The following is a 16,638-nucleotide window of genomic DNA, read 5'->3' on the forward strand; positions in this document are numbered from 1 at the left end:
CGTGATGATGGCTCAGAGCCACGCGTTGTTGCTTGCCCCCCGTTGTTGTCCGTCGAGCCGGCCTCACCGATCTGGATGTGATCGTTCCGCTGTTCGACGGTTATCGCCAGTTCTATGGCCAGCCGTCCGAACTGGATCGTGTCCGCGCGTTCCTGAAGGAGCGGCTGGCCCAGGGCGACTCGGTGCTGCTGATGGCCGAAGCCGATGGGCTGGCGCTTGGTTTCACCCAGCTCTATCCGTCGTTCTCCTCGGTGTCGATGGCGCCGATCTTCATCCTCAACGACCTGTTCGTGGTGCCCGAGGCCAGGCGCTCGGGGGTGGCCCGCCTCCTTCTTGATGCCGCCGTACGCCACGGCCGCGAGGCTGGCGCCATCCGCCTCTCCCTCTCCACCGCCCTCACCAACACCGCCGCCCAGGCCCTGTATACCTCGGCTGGTTGGGAGAGTGATGCGGTGTTCTGCGTCTATCAGCGAGCCCTTGGCTGATCAGCGCCGCAGCAGATCGCCGGGGAACTGCCGTGGTAGCTGTGCAGAGTCGCTCGCAGAGGTTTTCCGCATGACATCAGGCAACACCATCCTCGCTACGGCTGCCGCGGCCGCCGCGATCGGCCTCTCCTTGCCGCTCGCCGCCCATGCGATCGATCCGGCCTATGCCAAAAAGCTTGAGAAGTCCGGCTGCACCCAGGTCACCGAACTGCAGGGCTGCGACATCAACAAGACCAAAGAGCAGAACGCCAAGGCCGGATTCGGCACGGCGGGCACAACCGTGTCCCCCTATGCCGGCCAGTGGGTCGCCAGGAATGGGGACGGCCGCACCGTCTCCTCCATCCGGATCGACGGCAAGAACAAGGTGCTGGTGAACGGCAAGCCCGTGGCCAGCAAGCTCTCCGATGGCGCCCTGGTGTTCAAGTCCGGCTTCATCACCTACACGATCCAGGGCGACCCGCGGATCACCAACGAGAGCAGCTGGTTCGATACCGACGCCAAGACCACCGGCCCGATCCGTCGTCAGTGATCCGCCCTCCGGGCAGGGCCTCAGAGGCCCTGTTCCCGGAAGAAGCGCTGCATGGCGTCCTCGGCCTGGGTCACCTGGGCCGGGGTGCAGGCGGAGGTCTTGCTGAACTGTTTCCCGGCCTTGTTGAAGTTGACCCGGCAGGCGCCCTCGAACTTCACCTGGCGGATGCCCAGCAGCAGCTGCACGATTTCCGGCGGTTTCGCCGCGGGCGCGGTGGGTGTGGTGCTGCTGGCTTCCTTGCCGTAGGGGGCGGGATCCCAGAAGACGAAGATCGACTGGTTGGCCAGTCGGTACACCTGGCCGCGGTTGGCCTCCAGGATCTCGCGCCTGGCCGGTTCCCCTTGCTGATCGAAGTAGGCGTTGGGGGTGCTCTCGTTGGGCTTGAGCTCGATCCTCTGGCCGCCCTTGAGCTCGATGCTGACGAATCCCTGCCGCTGGGAGAAGGTGCACAGCCCGGAGGAGGTGGCCTTGTCGTCCCCGGCGGGGAAGACATCGCAGCGGGCCTGCACGGTGTCGGCCAGCGCCGGCGCCGCCGCCACCACGGACGCCAGGCCCAGCAGGGAGGCGGCAAGGATCGGGAGTCGGCGCATCGGCAGGGTGGCTACTGCTCTGAACGTACTCATCGCGGCGGTCGGCGTCCGTGCAGGCCGGGTCGGGGTGACAGGGCCCCCTGGTCTCGCTAGCAGTGCCCTGAAAGGCGCCGCGCATTGATGCAGACGATCGCAACGGAGGGCGCAGCGGAGGGCGTCTGGGGCCCGCGCGTCCGTCCGACGATCCGCCTGGGGATCGCGCTCTGGCTCGCCTACAGCGCCCTGGCCGGAGTGCTGCAATTCCGCACCGGCATTCCTTACACGGACTGGTTCAAGACGGCCGGCAATGCCTTCGCCACGGCGGTGGTCCCCCTGAGCCTCGGCGGCCTGTCGCTGCTGGCCTTCAGCCGCTGGTGCCGCTGGGACCATGTCTGGCGGGATCCCGTGCGACTGCGCTGCACCGGCCTGATGAAGCTGTCGATGCTGGCCTGGATGGCGATGATCGCCTTCCGCCTGGTGGGCATCCAGTGGAGCGCGGTGCCGCCGGACCTGCTCCTGGCCATCCTCGCCGCCGGCGTCGGCGTGGGCTTCGCCGAGGAGTTGCTGTTCCGCGGCCTGTTCCTGCGCTGCCTGCGCCAGGGGGGCCGCTCGGAAGCCAGCGCCGCGATCTGGACGGGCATCTGCTTCGGGCTGTTCCACCTCCCCAACATGTTCATGGGCATGGGCTGGATCGGGGCGATCCAGGTGGTGCTGGCGGCCCTGAGCGGCATCCTCCTGTATGTCTTCCGCCGCTACACGGGCCTCATCTGGCCGGCGATGGTGGCCCATGGCCTGTGGGACATCTCGACCTTCCTGGCCGGTGGCTATGCCTACCCGTGGCTCTCGATGGCCTCCGTGGTTGCGCAGGGGGTGTTCGTGGTGCTCGGCCTGCTCGTCTACGTGGGCCTCTTCCGCAGCGACAGGGACACGGTGGTGATTCCTGCTCTTCCTCTCACACCACCGCCAGCGCCGTGAGTGAGCCGCTGTAGCCGGTGATCTCTACGAGGGCGTCGCTGCCGGCCTGGAAACCGGCGGTTCCGTCGTTGAGGGCCAGGAAGGTGCGGCTGCCGCCCGCGGCGGCCAGGGTGAAGGTGGCCCCGCCGTTGGCGGCGAAGGTGGAGGGGGTGAGCATGGCGGCCAGGGCGGTGGGGGTGAGGTCGGCCACGGCCCCCAGTTCGCGCAGGGCGGCGGCCGACACCGCCTGGGGGCCATCGATGCGGTCGCTGCCGATCACCAGATCGGTGATCTGGTCGGGGGCGCCCAGCAGGGAATCGCGCAGGCTGGCGAGGCGGAACGTGTCGGCGCCCCCCAGGCCGGTGAGCACATCGGCGCCGGGGCCGCTGCTGAGGCTATTGGCGGCGGCGTTGCCCGTGAGGAAGCGGGGGTTGGCGGCGCTGAAGGCCAGCCGGCCGGCGCCGCCGAACAGGGCCGCCGCCGTGAGGGCGCCGCTGTGGCCCAGGGCCCGGCCCTGGCTGGCGTTGAAGCCCACGGTCACGCTGCGGCCGGGCTGGATCGCGCTGGCCCAGGCGTCGCCGCTGACGGTGTGGCGGAACAGGCCGCCCGCCAGCGCCGTGCTGCTGATCCGCACCCCCCAGGGCGTGCCGCTGGGACGGTGCGGGCTCTCGAAGCTGAAGTTCCAGCCGTTCAGCGGCGCCGCCCCGGTGTTGCTGAGGGTGAGCTGCACCGTCATCCCGCCGGTCCAGATCGAGCCGCCCACCACCACCGCCAGATCCGGGCTGGAGGTGAGCGGAATGCCGTTGAGGGTCGCCGGCAGCGGGGCGCCGGGAGTGGGAATGGGCGTGGGAATCGGTGGCGGCGGTGTGGGAGTGGGGGTTGGCGTGGGCGTTGGGGTTGGTGTCGGTGTCGGGGTGGGAGTCGGTATTGGAGTTGGAGTCGGCGTCGGGGTTGGTGTCACCGGAGTTCCGCCGCTGCCCGGCCGCACCGTGATGCCCGGCAGGGCGTCGAGCTGGGCGTCGGTGAGCGGCACGCCGCCGCGGCGTTCGACGCTGCGGGCGAAGGCGCCGGTGAGGGCGGCGTTGTAGTCGAGGGCCACCTCGTTGGCGACGTAGTCGTCGCGGCGGTCCTGGTAGGCGAAGTCGTTGGCGCTGGTGGGGCCGCCCACCAGGGCGCCGTAGAGGGTGTGGGTGTTGGGTTGGCCGTTGCGGAACCCGTCCCAGCCCACTCCCGAGGCCGCCCGGTGGTGGGGCTGGCGGGGCGCGTTGGCCCCGAAGCCCACCAGGTAGCTCGACTGGCGCGGATTGGCCCCGAGGATGTAGTCCACCGTTCCCTGCGAAAGACGGCCGTAGGCGCCGCCGGGATCGCGCACGTTGTCGGCGTAGACATCGGCCAGGAACGCCGTGTTGGCCGCATAGCGCAGCGAACCCCACTGGCTGATGTGGCGCAGGCCGCCGGCGCTGATCGTCACGCCGTTGCCGCCGCTCACCCAGTTGTTCAGCCAGCCCTCCACGTCCTGCTGGATGCGGGCCGAGCCGGTGTCCTCCGCCAGGATCACCGCCGTGGCGTAGGAGGCGTCGTCCCAGTTGCCCGTCCAGCCGCGCGAGAGGCCGCCGATGCTGCCGGTGTAGATGGAGAGGGCCTTGTCCCGGTAGGCCGTGCCGTTGCCCCCCGCCGCGCCCACCGCCCGCGACAGCCAGGCGGCGCCGTAGGCCAGCTCGTCGTTGTAGCCGCTCCAGGAGTTGTAGAAGGAGCGCACCTCGGGGATCGCATCGGCGTAGCGGCCCCGGTAGCGGTCGGCGAAGTCGTAGAGGGAGCGGGCGCGGTTGAGCAGCACGTCGGCGTAGGCGGCGTCGCCGTTCTGGCGGAACAGCACCGACGCCGAGGCCAGCGCCGCCGCCGAGCCCGCCGCCACATCGGAGCCGGGTTTGCTCGGCGTCACAGCCAGCGCCGGCCGGGCGGTCGTCTGGCTTTCGGGTGCGCTCCAGAGGGCGTGGTCGGCCCCGGCATCGCCCACCTGGGCCACGAAATAGAGCGTGGTGCCGGCGGCGTCGACGCCGTGGGCCTTGAGCAGGTAGTCGGTGCCCCAGCGCACCGCATCGAGCAGCTCATCGGTCTGCCCCGTGACGGCATAGCCATCGGAGAACTCGATGCCGCCCCAGGCGAGGGTGGCGAGGGTGGAGGCCAGCGGCAGCCCGAACTTCACGTGGTCGCCGGCATCGTGGTAGCCGCCGCTGAGGTTGAGCGTCAGGCCGCTCTGCAGGTTGGCCGCCGTGCGGCCGCCGAAGTACACCCCGTCGGCCCCGTCCCGCAGACCGGAATCGCCGCGCCAGTCGATCCGCTTGCGGGCCTCGTCGAGGTCGCCGGAGCGCTGGGCCTCATAGAAGAGGAAGCTTTTCTGCAGGGCCTCGGCGTAGTTGAACCCCACCCCGGTCAGCGGATCGACGGACGCCATCGCTCAGAACAGATCACCCCCAACGGTTTACGGCGCTCCGCCTCGCGGGGGCGACCCCCTTCGGAGGGTGGTTGGCGGCGCGCCGGAGGGTGATCCTCAGCGGAGCCGGATCAGGCCCTGCCGCAGCGCCATCACCAGCGCCTGCAGCCGGTTCCGGGCGCCCATGTTCTGCAGCAGCCGCTTGGTGTACGACTTGGCGGTGCTCGGGCTGATCATCAGCCGCTCGGCGATCTCCCGGTCGGTGAGGCCGTCGGCCAGGCCCTCGAGGATTTCGTAGTCGCGCGGGCTGAGTTCGCTGATCGGTGCCGGCACCGGGAGGCCGCGCATCGAGGCGCTGCGGAAGTGGTGCCCGCCCAGCGCCGCCAGCACCGCCGCCTGCAGGGCGCCGCTGCGGAAGGTCATGTCGCGCTCCGCCACCAGCCCATCCACCCAGGCCGCCCGCACCAGCGCCGGGTCCTGCACCGGGGCGGTGCCGATCACGATCACCTTCAGCTGGGGATGGCGCTCCTTCACCGTGGCGGTGAGGCTGAGCACGTCGTCGCCCTCGAGGCTGTCGGAGCACACCAGCAGCCCGTGGGGCTGCTCCGCCAGGCGCCGCAGGCAACTCTCAGCGTCGGTGACGGCGCAGCCGATCAGGCCGTAGCCGAACAGCCCCACCGTGTAGCGCAGCAGCAGCGGCTCGTCGCCCATCGCCAACGCCACCCGCGGCGGCACATCGGTGGCGATCAGGGCCCGGCGCATCACCGCCCGCCGGACCTGGACGACGGGCAGATCGGCGGTGAAATCCACGGGGACCGGCGGGTGCTGTGGGGCAGGCTATGGGGATGGAGCAATTCGGGGCGACAGTTCGGAGCCGGCGGCGCGCCCTGGCGCCCCTGCTGCTCGCCGGAGGCCTGCTGCTGGCCGTGCGGCCGGGTCTGGCGGAAGGGGAACCGGCCGGCGTCACGGTGCGGACGCTGGTGCATTCCACGAGGTCGTGGAACGGCACCCCCCTGCCCGCCTACCCCAGCGGCCAGCCGGAAGTCACCGTGCTGCACATCACCATCCCGCCGGGGGTGGCGCTGCCCATGCACCAGCACCCGGTGATCAACGCCGGCATGCTGATCCGCGGCCAGCTGCTGGTGACCAGTGCGGCCGGCGCCAGCGTGCAGCTCCGGGCGGGCCAGGGCTTGATCGAGATGGTGAACCAGCCCCACTACGGCACCAACAACGGCACCGAACCCGCCGAGATCGTGGTGGTCTACGCGGGGGTGAAGGGCCAGCCGATCACCGTGCCGGCGCCGGCGACAGGCCCAGCCCGTTGATGGGGGCCCCTCGCCGAAGGGCCGTTGCCGAGGGGCCGCTGCGCTGAAGGGCTCTGGCGCTTGATCGGCGACCTTGATGTCTCTCTCGGAGCTCGGAGCAGACCTGTACAGGCTGTACAGCTTTGTGCACCGCCCTGTTGAGTCCCTGCCGCCCCCCGGAAGCCCCGCAAATCCAGGAAGTCCCGGAAGTCCCGGAAGGTTGTTCGCCCCAAGCCTTGGTTTTGGTGTTGGATGGGCCCCAGTTCTGCGCAGGGAGCTGGGCCACGTGGCCAGGCATCTCCGTCCCCTCCTGGCTGGCCTCCTGGGCGCCTATGTGCTGGGCTATGGCATTGCCCGGTGGTCCATCTTCCACGCCGTGGAGCATTACGGCGGCCCGGAAGGGAAGGGGCCCCCGCGGCAGGACTTCATCACCCGGCGCGACAGTCCCCCCGGGGACAGCTGGGAGTACTGGCTGTTCCTGCCGGCCATCCGGGTGGAGGAGGCCAGCCTCGCTTTCTTCCACAACCGTTAGCCGTTGGGCCCCCCTCGACCTGCTGGTTGATCTGCACCGGGATGGGGCGCGGCAGGGGCCGGGCGGAGTACCCCGAAATCGACCAGGCCTCGGCCCAGGTGGCCAGCTGGAACGGCACGGCCACAGTGAGGCCGCCCGAGCCATCGTCAGCGCCGAAGGGCACGAGATCCTTCTCGACGAATCCCACAACGCCCACGTCGGCTACGGAATGGATGGGGCCCCCAGGCGCGAAAGCCCGCTGCCCCTAGGCTCCTGAGGGCCTTGATCGGAGCGGGAGGATGGTGCCCCGGAACACGATCTGCCTCTGGTTCGACGGCACCGCCCTGGAGGCGGCCACGTTCTACGCCGAAACCTTCCCGGACAGTGCGGTGGGAGAGATCGTTCGGGCGCCGGCCGATTATCCGTCGGGCCAGGAGGGTGATGTCCTGACCGTGTTGTTCACCGTGGCCGGCCTCCCCTGCCTGGGCCTCAATGGCGGCCCGGCGTTCAAACACAGCGAAGCGTTCTCGTTCCAGATCGCCACCGACGACCAGGCCGAAACCGATCGGCTATGGAACGCGATTGTTGGCAATGGCGGCGAAGAAAGTGCCTGTGGCTGGTGCAAAGACAAATGGGGACTGTCGTGGCAGATCACCCCGCGCGCCCTCACCGCCGCCATCGCCGATCCCGACCGGGCCGCGGCCCGGCGTGCCTTCGAGGCCATGATGCAGATGACCCGGATCGACATCGCGGCGATCGAGGCGGCCCGCCGCGGGTAGGGTCCCCGGCGGCGCCGCCAGTCCTCACCCATGACCCGCCAGCCGATCGTGATCCTCGGGGGTTTCCTGATCAGCCCCGAGGCCTATGCCCCGATGGTGGCGCGGCTGGAGCAGCTCAGCGGCCAGCCGGTGCGGCTGGTGCCGGTGGGCAAGCCCGAGTGGCTGCTCACCGTGTTCGCCTTCGCCTGGGCCGGGATCCTCGATCGGGTGCAGGCCACCGCGGCTGAACTGGCCCGCCAGTCCCCCACCGGCAAGGTGACGCTGATCGGCCACAGCTCCGGCGGCATCATGCTGCGGCTGTTCCTGGATGACGCCCCGTTCCAGGGGCGCCGCTACGACGGCAAGGCTCTGGCCGACACCCTGGTGATGCTGGGCAGCCCCCACACCGCCCTCAAGGCCACGGTGCTGCGCCTGATGGTGGCGGAGCGCCTGCCCGGTTGCCCCTTCGCCGATCGGGTGCGCTACGTCTCGGTGGCCGGCGACCTGGATCTGCAGGCGGCCTCCCCCATGGCCCAGCGCCTGGCTCCCACCGCCTACCGCAACAGCACCGGTGATCCCACAGGCCGGGGCGACGGCCTGGTGCCGGTGGCATCGGCCCTCCTGGAAGGCTCCACCCCCCTGGTGCTGCCGGGGGTGGCCCATGGCGGCGCCTTCGGCCCCTCCTGGTACGGCAGCCCCGACGTGGTGGAGCGCTGGTGGAGCGCCGGCTTCAGCGCGCCCGGGGGTTCCCCCGGGTCGTCGCCTGCTGGCGCAGCTCACTGACCACGCCGCTGCGCTTGAGGGCGCTGATGGCCTGGTCGATGCGGTCGGCGGTGGCCACCGGCAGCGTCGGCGCGTAGGCGAACGCCTGGGATTCGGGCCGGATCCCCTCCAGCGCCAGGCTGGGCAGGAAGCCCTTGGCCTCCTCCTGGAGCAGCAGGTAGCTGAGCTGCAGGTTGTCACCCAGCAGGGCGTCGACCCTGCGCTCGGCCAGCAGTGCGCCCCCCTCGCTGATGCTCTTCAGCGGCACGATCGTGGCCTTGGGGCCTGGGCTGGAGGCGTTGAGCTCCTTCAGCAGCGACTCGCTGACGGTGCCACTGCGCACCCCCACCCGCAGGCCGCGCAGATCGGCCGGAGAGCGGATCGCGCCGCTGGCCGTGTCCTGGATCTCCCCGGCCACATTGACGGTGAGATAGCCCACCAGCAGCGACGCCGAGACGATCCGCACCAGGTAGGCCAGGATCACGATCCCGTTGCCGCGGGTGGTGGTCACGATCGTGTTGCTGCCCGGCCCGGTGGCCAGCACCTGGAACACCTTGCTGCAGTGGCGCAGGGAGTTTCGCCGGCCGTTCGTCGCGGGATGGTGCCGGACCTCCAGGCGCAGGGTGAGCCAGGTGAGCGCCGCGATCGCCAGCAGGTAGCCGCCCAGTAGCTGCAGCAGGGTCGGCGTCAGCAGGGCCGTCAGAAAGGAGCGCCCCAGATCCAGACGGCTCTTCACCACCATCACTGCCAGGCCGTCCTCCTGGAAGGGGAGGCTGAAGCGATAGCGCTTCAGGCGGTCGGGTGAAACGTTGATGCAGCCCACCGCCACATCCACCTTGCCCTCGCGGCTGGCCTCCAGCATCTGCCGCACCGAGGGCCACTGGGAGACGACGTAGGGGATCTCCTCGAGCGTGGCCACCCGGTTCCACAGATCGACGCCCAGCCCCCGCCACACCCCCGCCTCCCGGTAGCTGCAGGGCGGCGAGCCATCCACCAGGCCCACCCGCAGCACCGGTTCGGTCGCTGCCGACCCTGGGAGGCCAACCGCCAGGAGGAGGGCGATGGACAGGGGAAGGGCGAGGGCAAGGGTCAGACCCCATGGGAGGCGTCCAGCCCCTCTCCTGTCTTCGTTCCTACGGGCTGGGGCTGACATCGGCATGGGTGAGACCTCCGCCAGGCGATCTCCGAAACGGACGATCGGCCAGGCACGCGGCCATCGTGGGCCAGCGGAGGGACGGACTGAGCCCCTCCGGAGAGTCGACGGTGGATTCAGGGGAGTCTGCAGAGCGTCTTCGGCCCACCCCATGTCAACGGGATCGGCATGGTGTGAATACGTGATGCAGTTGACAAATCAACGTTATGTTAAGCAATCAGAGGAGAAGAATCAAATCGGAGAAAAATGATTTCCGATTTATCTTTGTGATTATTGGCCATGACCAAAAGGCTCGCGGTTGTGATCAGCGGCGCGGTGTCCTTGGGGAGCTATGAGGCAGGCGTGATGTATGAGTTGCTTGAAGCGATCGCCTTGAGTAATGAACGTCTCAAGAAACTCGCTCCGCAACGATATGAACAGGATCGCGTGGTGATTGATGTGATCACTGGTGCGTCGGCGGGAGCCATGACAGCCGGGATCCTGGCTCAACAGCTGATGTTCCATGGCCAGGAGCTACGTAAGCCCTATGCCAATCCTCTGTACGAGGCGTGGGTTAAGAAGGTCAACATTGATGAACTGCTAAGTGTTGAGCCGGAACTGCATAAGTACTCCTTGTTGTCCACAGGAGTGATTGATGATATAGCCGCAGAATACCTGCGTGAGTGCCCGGGTCCGGAATTGGATCCGCATCCAGCTTTGGATGGAACTCTCAGTGTGGGCATCGCCATGGCCAATCTCAACGGTTTTCCGTTGAACATCAAGGGTCAGTCAGAAACGTTTTCCTATTCTCGCTACAAAGATCAGTTTGTTTGTTTAATTTCTCGCGAAGCCTCCCCCGATGGGAATGAGGTAGTGCGATTGCACGAGCTGGAGCCATTTCAACAAGGAGCCGGAATTTCCTGGAGGCCGATCACCGGCCCAAGTGGCAGCAACAGGCCCAACGACGAAAATGAAGCAAGGGAAGGTTGGAATCAATTGCGGATAATGGCCCTCTCTTCTGGAGCTTTCCCCTTCGCCTTTCGTAGCAGGAGGATCAAAAGGGTCGGTGGCTCGCCTGAGGGCATCATGCATACACGGGATAGCCAGACCAAGAAGGATCGAGGTGATTCTCTTCGCAATGGCGACTATCTCTATACTGATGGGGGCGTATTCGAGAATGAGCCTGTAGGGATGGCGGCTGAGCTCAGCTCACAGATCGATGCTCAAAGAGCAGGGCAACAACGAAAGTATTTGTTCGTGGCACCTGGCAAGCGCACCTTCAATCAGGACCCCCTTCTGAATCGCGACGATGATCTTCTGGCATTGGTGACTGCACTGATGGCTGCCATCTTTGGGCAGTCTCGCTATCAGGACTGGATCACGAAGGGGCTAGAGGGAGAGCTGCTGACCGTGACGACTTCCGATGTCGCGTTGATCGGTGATGGTTTTTCCGCTTTTGGTGGATTTCTGGAGTTTGACTTCCGCGCCTATGATTACAATGTCGGCAGGCGAACTGCAAGAGAGAAACTTGTGGAAGGTCGTTTTCGTGAACTGATCGGAGATTTCGAGCCCATCAGGGCAATGATGAAACCTATTGACTGGGTAGGCATGGACGGAGGCAACGAAGGCCTTACCCAGCAAGCGGCCGCGACAAATGAATTGGGCGAGACGGAACGGTGGTTGGCGAAGTGTGTTCAGTTCAAGTCACTTGCAGAGGGCGGCAAGCCGTCGGGGAGCTCAGGGCAAAACACCCAAGGCTCCTTGCAGCAGTTGCGTCTTCTAATGGTGAATGTGTCCGTTTCTCGGCGTAAGTTGATCAGCAAGCAGATTCGAAGCAGGGTTAACTCGCTGATTGACTATGTAAATGCCGATTATCTTGACGGTGCAGACCGCAGGAGAAAAGGCGGCGGATTGCTATTGTGCATGAGGTACTGGATCGGCAAGCCAATGACAAAGATCCTAGTTTATCTCTTTGTGGTTCGTCCCTTCCTGAAGAGGAATATCCTCAATCCGAAATTGTTCTGATTCTGGGACTATTCCGTACTTTTTCTTTGGGGTGAAGTCTTAAATATTCAGGAAATGCTATGTACTCCCTTGCTTTCTTGTGGAGATACACTTTATTTACTTTCAACGCCTTCGGCCATATTCAAGGATGGTTGTTAAGCGGTCCTATGGGCGAAAATGGGGTAGCTCATTGATCCTAGGTTCATCTCTTAACATAGATACTCTTTGCAGAGTTAGGTCAATCGTAATCCCTTCTTTAGTCGGCTTGGGAGTGTCAGCCTCCCGCATCTCGTAGTCACCTGAGGGGCACTTCACTGACTACCACAAGGCCGTGGAGCTTCACCACAAGACAGTTGCCTAGAAGCTGAGATTCGATCCTTCGCCACCGTAACTTTCAGATCAGGCACGCCTCACCATTCATTCAAGTTGGGCGCACTTCCTCGCAAAAATCTTTGGCCACAGCCCCGCTCCGATCTCATCCCTTAGGTACGCCGCAACACAAGGATCAGCTGGAGTCCCTCTAGAGGGATCGTGGGACTTCAACTCTCGAGGTAAAGCCTGCAGAGAGTGGTGTTCCGCCGACCCAGCGCATGATTAGATGGCTGGCTAACCTGTCGACTTGGGTAGTTTTTGGGGATACGATCTTCGGAGTGACGAGGGAGAGGGATCGGTTTGCTCCTGCTTGGAGTGAATCCGATAGGTGCCGATGAGATTTTCTCCTAGGGTGGAAGAATATCTCATCTTCCTCATTTGGAGCTGCCACTTGTCGGCCACCCTTAAAGTAATGTGAAGGCTTGCGGCAACAGAGTTTTCAACATTGGAGGGACAGGTTATGGTAGTTGTTGGAGTTGAAGTGAAGCTGCTCATGCATCAGCATAATCCTGAAGAAGTAGAGCTTGGCACAGCAGAAGACGACGAAGTCGATGGCTGCTCTTGTGAGTTCTTTGATAAAGACGCAACCCAAGACGAAGACCTGCCTGCGGCAGTTGGAGGTATTGGGTAATGGCATTCCAACTGTCTTGGTTGGTGACGGTTCTTCGCGATGCTGGCCTCAAAGTCGCAGAAGTTGACGGATGGTTGAATCGAGGACGTGGAGACATGTCCAGCTCAGTCAAAGGAGTCATCTGTCACCACACAGTAGGTCCAGCATCAGGCAACATGCCAAGTTTAAGAGTGCTTACCGATGGCCGCTCTGATCTGCGTGGCCCCTTGTCTCAGCTTGGTTTAGGGCGAGATGGCACATATTATGTAATTGCAGCCGGTCGGGCCAACCATGCAGGGCCAGGGAGCTGGAAAGGGGAAAGTGGAAATAGCAACTTTATCGGTATCGAGGCGGAGAACACAGGCTTCCCTTCTGATCCTTGGCCAGCAGTCCAGCTTGACGCATACAAGCGTGGTGTCGCAGCGATCTTAACCAAACTAGGACGAGATTCTGGTTGGTGTTGTGGACACAAAGAGTGGACATCCGGAAAAATTGATCCCCATACAATCGATATGTCACAATTTCGCGAGGATGTTGCGAAATTCATGGCCAATCCTGGTCAAGTCCAGCGTATTCCTGTATCGGATCCGAACGATCGGCCCACTTTAAGTCGATCTAAGTCCGATAATCCTCGTTTTCTGGTCGAAGAAGTGCAGAAGAAATTAGGCTTTGACAAAATGAAAGTTGATGGTATTTTTGGTGCGATTACCGAAGCTGCCGTAAGGCAGTTCCAACGAAACAATCCTCCACTCGTGCCTGACGGGATCGTTGGGCCGGCGACTTGGAAGGTTTTGGACAATACCTAGGAGTGATGTATGCATAGTGTAGCCTCAAAGCGATTTCCGCCGGCCTCACGATCGCTAATATTGGCAGCTTCAGCTCGTATCAACGACAGAAAAGCGTTGAATTGATATTCGCAGATCATTGTGCTACAGACCTTAATTCAACATCGTGACATTCATGCTTCCTACACAATGCCTAGCTGTAAGCAGCTCCTTTCTGCTTGGTTCTATGTTGTATCCACTACCTGCTGTTTTCGCTGCACCTGCAGGCTCTGCAGATGCTCAGCCAAAGAACATTTCGGTAGAGTGGACGGCACCGCCGAGTCAGGCTGAAATTGTAATTGATTCCCTTGGCTTCAAGGGTTCGATATCAGCGGTGCAAAGTGACAACACTGACACTAAAGCCTTTCCAGTTGTCCTAGTCTTGACTGGAATAGTTGCTTTTCAAGAACTCAGCGCCACAATCCGAGAGATTGCTCGTGAGACACGGCCTGGAGCAATCATTACCAAGAAACCAGATGGTACGGTTGCTATTGTGCAGACGAAGGCTATACCTAGTGGGTGTGTAGTCCTTGACCAAGGCACCAAGTTCTCCGACTGCCTTATTACTCCTGGAAATTCTAAAGAGCAAACGGATAAGGTGCTTTCGAAGCTGCTGTTGAACTCTCCAAGGTGACATCATGAGTAATCGACCTTTCGCTATATCTATCTTTGCGTTGATTTCCGTTTTCTGGATGGCGCCTCTGTCTTGGGCCGAGGAAGATCAGCGATCAGTGACTGTCAAGGATTCACATGGGCTGCCTATTGTAACTTACAGGAACAGTAAGGCCTTGGTAGTCTACGTAGATGATTACAAGTCTTGGCCCCCACTCCGGAATACCAAGTCCGAAGCAGATAAAGTGAAATCAGCTCTCGAAGCCCAAGGCTTTGAGGTTAAGGTTGTCCCAAACCCTAGAAGCAGTAAGGAATTAGCTCCTGTGCTGCTTAACTTCATGTCAACTTATGGAACTCGCAACGATGTAGATAGAATGATTGTTTTTTTTACAGGCCATGGGCTATCTCGGAGAAATATAGGATTTCTTATTGGAGCAGACGCGCCTAGCGTAAACTTTAATAGCACAGGTGATGATCCGAGATTTTATGAACATTCCGTGCCAATGGAGGTCTTTAATGGATTTGCGATTAATTCATCGCTAAACAAACATGTCTTAATTGTTCTTGACTCCTGTAGTTCTGGCGCTGTCTTTTCGGCAAAACCTGGCTCTAGTGGGAATCTCGGGCAAGCCCTTCCCGCGGCTATAAGCAACCCCTCTCGCCAGTTTCTAACAGCAGGTTCCGCTGACGAGGAGGTTCCCGGCGTTAGCGTCTTTACACCCTTATTTATTGATGCTATTAGTGGGTCCGCGGACATCAATAATGATGGACTTGTAACAGTTTCTGAAGTTGCAAGCCATGTCACTAGTCTGATGCCTCGCAAGCAGCTGCCGAATCTAAAGCAATCTCCTCAATATGCGAGAGTTTCTCCATTTTTTACACAAGCAGAGCCGCCTGGCGAAATGGTTTTCTCGGTGGCCAGCATTTCTAGTGATAAGGGATTATCAAGCCAAATAGTGGGACCAAAGGAGCCCTCGCCTCCTTCCGCGAATCAATCAACTGAAGATCTTCAGCGCAGATCGCGCTACGAAATCGAATATTTTGAAAGTAGGTCCAATACCAAAGGCCTGGTTGAGGCTATTACCCGAAGGCTCGGCTTTGGGCGCAGCAAGTATATGTCTTCAAGATTGCTTTCTCAGTCAGCTGCACCAGCTGTCAATGCAATGTGGGTTGGCTCTGGAGTCGACATCAATGACGTTAAGCTATTTGCCAATAGCTTAATCCTTGATGGTATTCAGCTCATTTCCATAAGAAGCTTTAAGCCAACATCGCCCAACTCGAAAAGGCCCTTGCTTATTCAGTTAGGTGCTGATCTTGACCTGCCCAAAAAATCGAAGTCATGCCGCCCTTTGACTGTAGATCAAATTCAGAAAGCTCAAGTAATTGATAGAGAGTCGCTCATGTGTCGTTAGCTACCGAGGCTCCCATTGAGTGATTCTGAGCGAGAATCTAAGGCTAGCTTGGCGATTGCCGCAAACTCCGAACTAGGTATTCTCTATCGAATGTATTTCGCGCGAATATTGAATGTGATGATTTAATGAAACAGTCGGTTGTCGGTACAGCTCTAGGTAGATGTGCTTGGGTACGATTGGGAGTTTGTGGGCGCATATTGACTTGTCTGGTGTGTCCCGCCGCCTTGTTCAGCGGAGCAGCTCGGCGAGCCGCTGCAGAGTTCAGCTCCAGACCAGGGTCAAGTGCTTCCTTAGGCGGATGTAGAACGCCGCGTGCCGATGCAGCCAACGATTCCTCCCCTCGGTGTTATTGAAGGCCATGGCATAGGCCCACTACAGGCGAAGGTTCCGAATCAACCGCTCCGGCTTGCCGTTGGGCCTGAGTGTGTAGTGTCTTGTTCGCTTGCTTCAAGGTCACAGGGCGTTGCAGTCTTTGCAGAATGTGCTGGAGGCCTAGCTTGGGCCGATCTCGCTCATTCCTCGGCGGCATTCATAGCCTTTTATATCCGCGTAATGGTTGCCTTGGCCGTTGACCCAGGCGACGCCACGGCTGAGAATGCCGATCAAAGTTTGCTCCTGCTTTTCCGCCAGCACCTCGGCGTACGCAAGCTTGGTGGCATCAACGGCAACAGCGACCTTTTCGAAGCCCCTGCCGTAGGGGCGCTCCCATTGGCGATCGCCGGTGATCCGGTGGCTCACCTATCGGAAGCTGGGTTGAGACTTGACGTCCATGCGGATCAGGTTGCCAGGCCGCTTCCACCCATACCGCTCCTCAGGTGGTTTGGCTCCAGGTTCCGCAATCGTCCTAGAGCGAGCTGGCTCTGGGCCTGGGCCACGATGGATCAGGTACCCCCCCAGCAGCCCGGCGAAGTGCCGGTGGTCGAGCCGCTGGTGCCGGAGATCCACGACCTGCTGCACCTGCTGCTTCAATCCGTCAGTGAGGCTGCACCGCCTGAGCGGTAACTGGCCAGCCAGCGTTAAACGCTGCGGAAGCTGATCCAATCCTTTGAGGCGAGCTTGGTTAGGCAGCGGCCTTGCTTTAGATGCTGGAGCACAAGCCCCTGAAGGCCCCGCAAGCTCAAGCGGGCATTGGGGTGCCTATGCCTGGGAACGTTTGGCTTGGGATGGTGGATAGGACCTCAACCCGTTGTGGTCTCACAGGCCTTGTCCCTGAACATCCTTCTAACCCAGAAAAACTAACCGAGTTTTCGGTGATATCTGACCTGGCAGTCGCTTGCTACAACTGGTCGGACTCCGGTTTCAGCCTCATTCCGGTAAAAGCCTGCGCCTGGTGAGAAGCGCCGCGGGCGCGGAACTTCATGTGACT

The 16,638-nt window shown here is 62.1% G+C and carries 17 protein-coding genes; 12 read left to right on the forward strand and 5 right to left on the reverse strand.

Going from position 1 to position 16,638, the window contains the following annotated elements; translation table 11 throughout:
- Positions 1-32 precede the first annotated feature (32 nt).
- Both KUG39_RS06540 and KUG39_RS06545 read left to right on the forward strand, forming a co-directional pair.
- A complete protein-coding gene (locus tag KUG39_RS06540) occupies positions 33-485 on the forward strand; it encodes a GNAT family N-acetyltransferase (RefSeq protein WP_216913704.1) in 453 nt (150 codons plus the stop codon).
- Positions 478-1,014 (forward strand): hypothetical protein, encoded by a 537-nt coding sequence (locus tag KUG39_RS06545; protein WP_216913706.1) that lies wholly within the window; start codon positions 478-480, stop codon positions 1,012-1,014. The genes KUG39_RS06540 and KUG39_RS06545 overlap by 8 nt, the downstream gene beginning before the upstream one ends.
- Before the next feature lie 20 nt (positions 1,015-1,034).
- On the opposite strand, the gene KUG39_RS06550 is transcribed toward KUG39_RS06545, so the two are convergent.
- On the reverse strand, positions 1,035-1,604 hold the full coding sequence (locus KUG39_RS06550; RefSeq protein WP_198960057.1) for a hypothetical protein: 570 nt from the start codon (positions 1,602-1,604) through the stop codon (positions 1,035-1,037).
- Positions 1,605-1,724: 120 nt separating this feature from the next.
- On the opposite strand from KUG39_RS06550, the gene KUG39_RS06555 reads away from it, so the two are divergent.
- Positions 1,725-2,558 carry a CPBP family intramembrane glutamic endopeptidase gene (locus KUG39_RS06555; RefSeq protein ID WP_216913708.1) on the forward strand — a complete coding sequence of 278 codons (834 nt, stop codon included), beginning with the start codon at positions 1,725-1,727 and terminating at the stop codon, positions 2,556-2,558.
- Here KUG39_RS06555 and KUG39_RS06560 read toward each other — a convergent pair.
- Both KUG39_RS06560 and KUG39_RS17565 read right to left on the reverse strand, forming a co-directional pair.
- The gene (locus KUG39_RS06560; RefSeq protein WP_216913710.1) at positions 2,536-4,992 is read right to left on the reverse strand and encodes a glycoside hydrolase family 9 protein; all 2,457 of its coding nucleotides are present in this window, start codon (positions 4,990-4,992) and stop codon (positions 2,536-2,538) included. The two genes, KUG39_RS06555 and KUG39_RS06560, sit on opposite strands and share 23 nt — an antisense overlap.
- 96 nt (positions 4,993-5,088) lie before the next feature.
- Positions 5,089-5,781, reverse strand: a complete 693-nt coding sequence (locus KUG39_RS17565) for a helix-turn-helix transcriptional regulator (protein ID WP_216913712.1) — start codon at positions 5,779-5,781, stop codon at positions 5,089-5,091.
- Between the two features lie 29 nt (positions 5,782-5,810).
- Here KUG39_RS17565 and KUG39_RS06570 point away from each other — a divergent pair, with 29 nt between their 5' ends.
- The 4 genes from KUG39_RS06570 (at position 5,811) to KUG39_RS06585 (ending at position 8,327) form a co-directional block, all read left to right on the forward strand.
- Positions 5,811-6,296, forward strand: coding sequence for a cupin domain-containing protein (locus KUG39_RS06570; protein ID WP_216913714.1), 486 nt, complete (start codon positions 5,811-5,813; stop codon positions 6,294-6,296).
- A gap of 265 nt (positions 6,297-6,561) precedes the next feature.
- Positions 6,562-6,807: a hypothetical protein gene (locus KUG39_RS06575; RefSeq protein ID WP_286192978.1), complete on the forward strand. Its 246-nt coding sequence runs from the start codon at positions 6,562-6,564 to the stop codon at positions 6,805-6,807.
- 278 nt (positions 6,808-7,085) lie between these two features.
- Entirely contained in the window at positions 7,086-7,565 is a 480-nt protein-coding gene (locus KUG39_RS06580) for a VOC family protein (protein ID WP_216913716.1), read from the forward strand.
- A 30-nt stretch (positions 7,566-7,595) separates the two neighbouring features.
- Complete coding sequence (locus KUG39_RS06585) at positions 7,596-8,327, forward strand: esterase/lipase family protein (protein ID WP_216913718.1); 732 nt, start codon at positions 7,596-7,598, stop codon at positions 8,325-8,327.
- Here the strand turns inward: KUG39_RS06585 and KUG39_RS06590 are convergent.
- Entirely contained in the window at positions 8,275-9,318 is a 1,044-nt protein-coding gene (locus KUG39_RS06590) for a transporter substrate-binding domain-containing protein (protein ID WP_353617340.1), read from the reverse strand. The genes KUG39_RS06585 and KUG39_RS06590 overlap by 53 nt on opposite strands.
- Before the next feature lie 420 nt (positions 9,319-9,738).
- On the opposite strand from KUG39_RS06590, the gene KUG39_RS06595 reads away from it, so the two are divergent.
- The 4 genes from KUG39_RS06595 to KUG39_RS06610 all read left to right on the forward strand — a co-directional run bounded on the left by KUG39_RS06595 (position 9,739) and on the right by KUG39_RS06610 (position 15,272).
- The gene (locus KUG39_RS06595; protein WP_216913720.1) at positions 9,739-11,463 is read left to right on the forward strand and encodes a patatin-like phospholipase family protein; all 1,725 of its coding nucleotides are present in this window, start codon (positions 9,739-9,741) and stop codon (positions 11,461-11,463) included.
- A gap of 981 nt (positions 11,464-12,444) precedes the next feature.
- Positions 12,445-13,230 carry a peptidoglycan recognition protein family protein gene (locus tag KUG39_RS06600; protein WP_216913722.1) on the forward strand — a complete coding sequence of 262 codons (786 nt, stop codon included), beginning with the start codon at positions 12,445-12,447 and terminating at the stop codon, positions 13,228-13,230.
- A 145-nt stretch (positions 13,231-13,375) separates the two neighbouring features.
- Positions 13,376-13,882, forward strand: coding sequence for a hypothetical protein (locus KUG39_RS06605; RefSeq protein WP_216913724.1), 507 nt, complete (start codon positions 13,376-13,378; stop codon positions 13,880-13,882).
- A gap of 58 nt (positions 13,883-13,940) precedes the next feature.
- Positions 13,941-15,272 (forward strand): caspase family protein, encoded by a 1,332-nt coding sequence (locus KUG39_RS06610; protein ID WP_216913726.1) that lies wholly within the window; start codon positions 13,941-13,943, stop codon positions 15,270-15,272.
- A gap of 492 nt (positions 15,273-15,764) precedes the next feature.
- Here KUG39_RS06610 and KUG39_RS06615 read toward each other — a convergent pair whose 3' ends face one another.
- Positions 15,765-16,010 carry a hypothetical protein gene (locus tag KUG39_RS06615; protein WP_216913728.1) on the reverse strand — a complete coding sequence of 82 codons (246 nt, stop codon included), beginning with the start codon at positions 16,008-16,010 and terminating at the stop codon, positions 15,765-15,767.
- A gap of 138 nt (positions 16,011-16,148) precedes the next feature.
- Here KUG39_RS06615 and KUG39_RS17270 point away from each other — a divergent pair, with 138 nt between their 5' ends.
- Positions 16,149-16,274 (forward strand): hypothetical protein, encoded by a 126-nt coding sequence (locus KUG39_RS17270; RefSeq protein ID WP_286192980.1) that lies wholly within the window; start codon positions 16,149-16,151, stop codon positions 16,272-16,274.
- Positions 16,275-16,638: the final 364 nt, after the last annotated feature.

Origin of the sequence: Synechococcus sp. CCAP 1479/10, from assembly GCF_019038515.1 — a bacterium.
Taxonomy (GTDB): domain Bacteria; phylum Cyanobacteriota; class Cyanobacteriia; order PCC-6307; family Cyanobiaceae; genus Cyanobium.

What these genes read in the sequence shown, in the direction of transcription:
- KUG39_RS06610 (WP_216913726.1), top strand. Translation starts at nt 13,941, where the DNA reads ATGGCGCCTCTGTCTTGGGCCGAGGAAGATCAGCGATCAGTGACTGTC.
- KUG39_RS06570 (WP_216913714.1), top strand. Translation starts at nt 5,811, where the DNA reads ATGGGGATGGAGCAATTCGGGGCGACAGTTCGGAGCCGGCGGCGCGCC.
- KUG39_RS17270 (WP_286192980.1), top strand. Translation starts at nt 16,149, where the DNA reads ATGGATCAGGTACCCCCCCAGCAGCCCGGCGAAGTGCCGGTGGTCGAG.
- KUG39_RS06595 (WP_216913720.1), top strand. Translation starts at nt 9,739, where the DNA reads ATGACCAAAAGGCTCGCGGTTGTGATCAGCGGCGCGGTGTCCTTGGGG.
- KUG39_RS06555 (WP_216913708.1), top strand. Translation starts at nt 1,725, where the DNA reads ATGCAGACGATCGCAACGGAGGGCGCAGCGGAGGGCGTCTGGGGCCCG.
- KUG39_RS06560 (WP_216913710.1), bottom strand. Translation starts at nt 4,992, where the DNA reads ATGGCGTCCGTCGATCCGCTGACCGGGGTGGGGTTCAACTACGCCGAG.
- KUG39_RS06585 (WP_216913718.1), top strand. Translation starts at nt 7,596, where the DNA reads ATGACCCGCCAGCCGATCGTGATCCTCGGGGGTTTCCTGATCAGCCCC.
- KUG39_RS06600 (WP_216913722.1), top strand. Translation starts at nt 12,445, where the DNA reads ATGGCATTCCAACTGTCTTGGTTGGTGACGGTTCTTCGCGATGCTGGC.
- KUG39_RS06580 (WP_216913716.1), top strand. Translation starts at nt 7,086, where the DNA reads ATGGTGCCCCGGAACACGATCTGCCTCTGGTTCGACGGCACCGCCCTG.
- KUG39_RS06550 (WP_198960057.1), bottom strand. Translation starts at nt 1,604, where the DNA reads ATGCGCCGACTCCCGATCCTTGCCGCCTCCCTGCTGGGCCTGGCGTCC.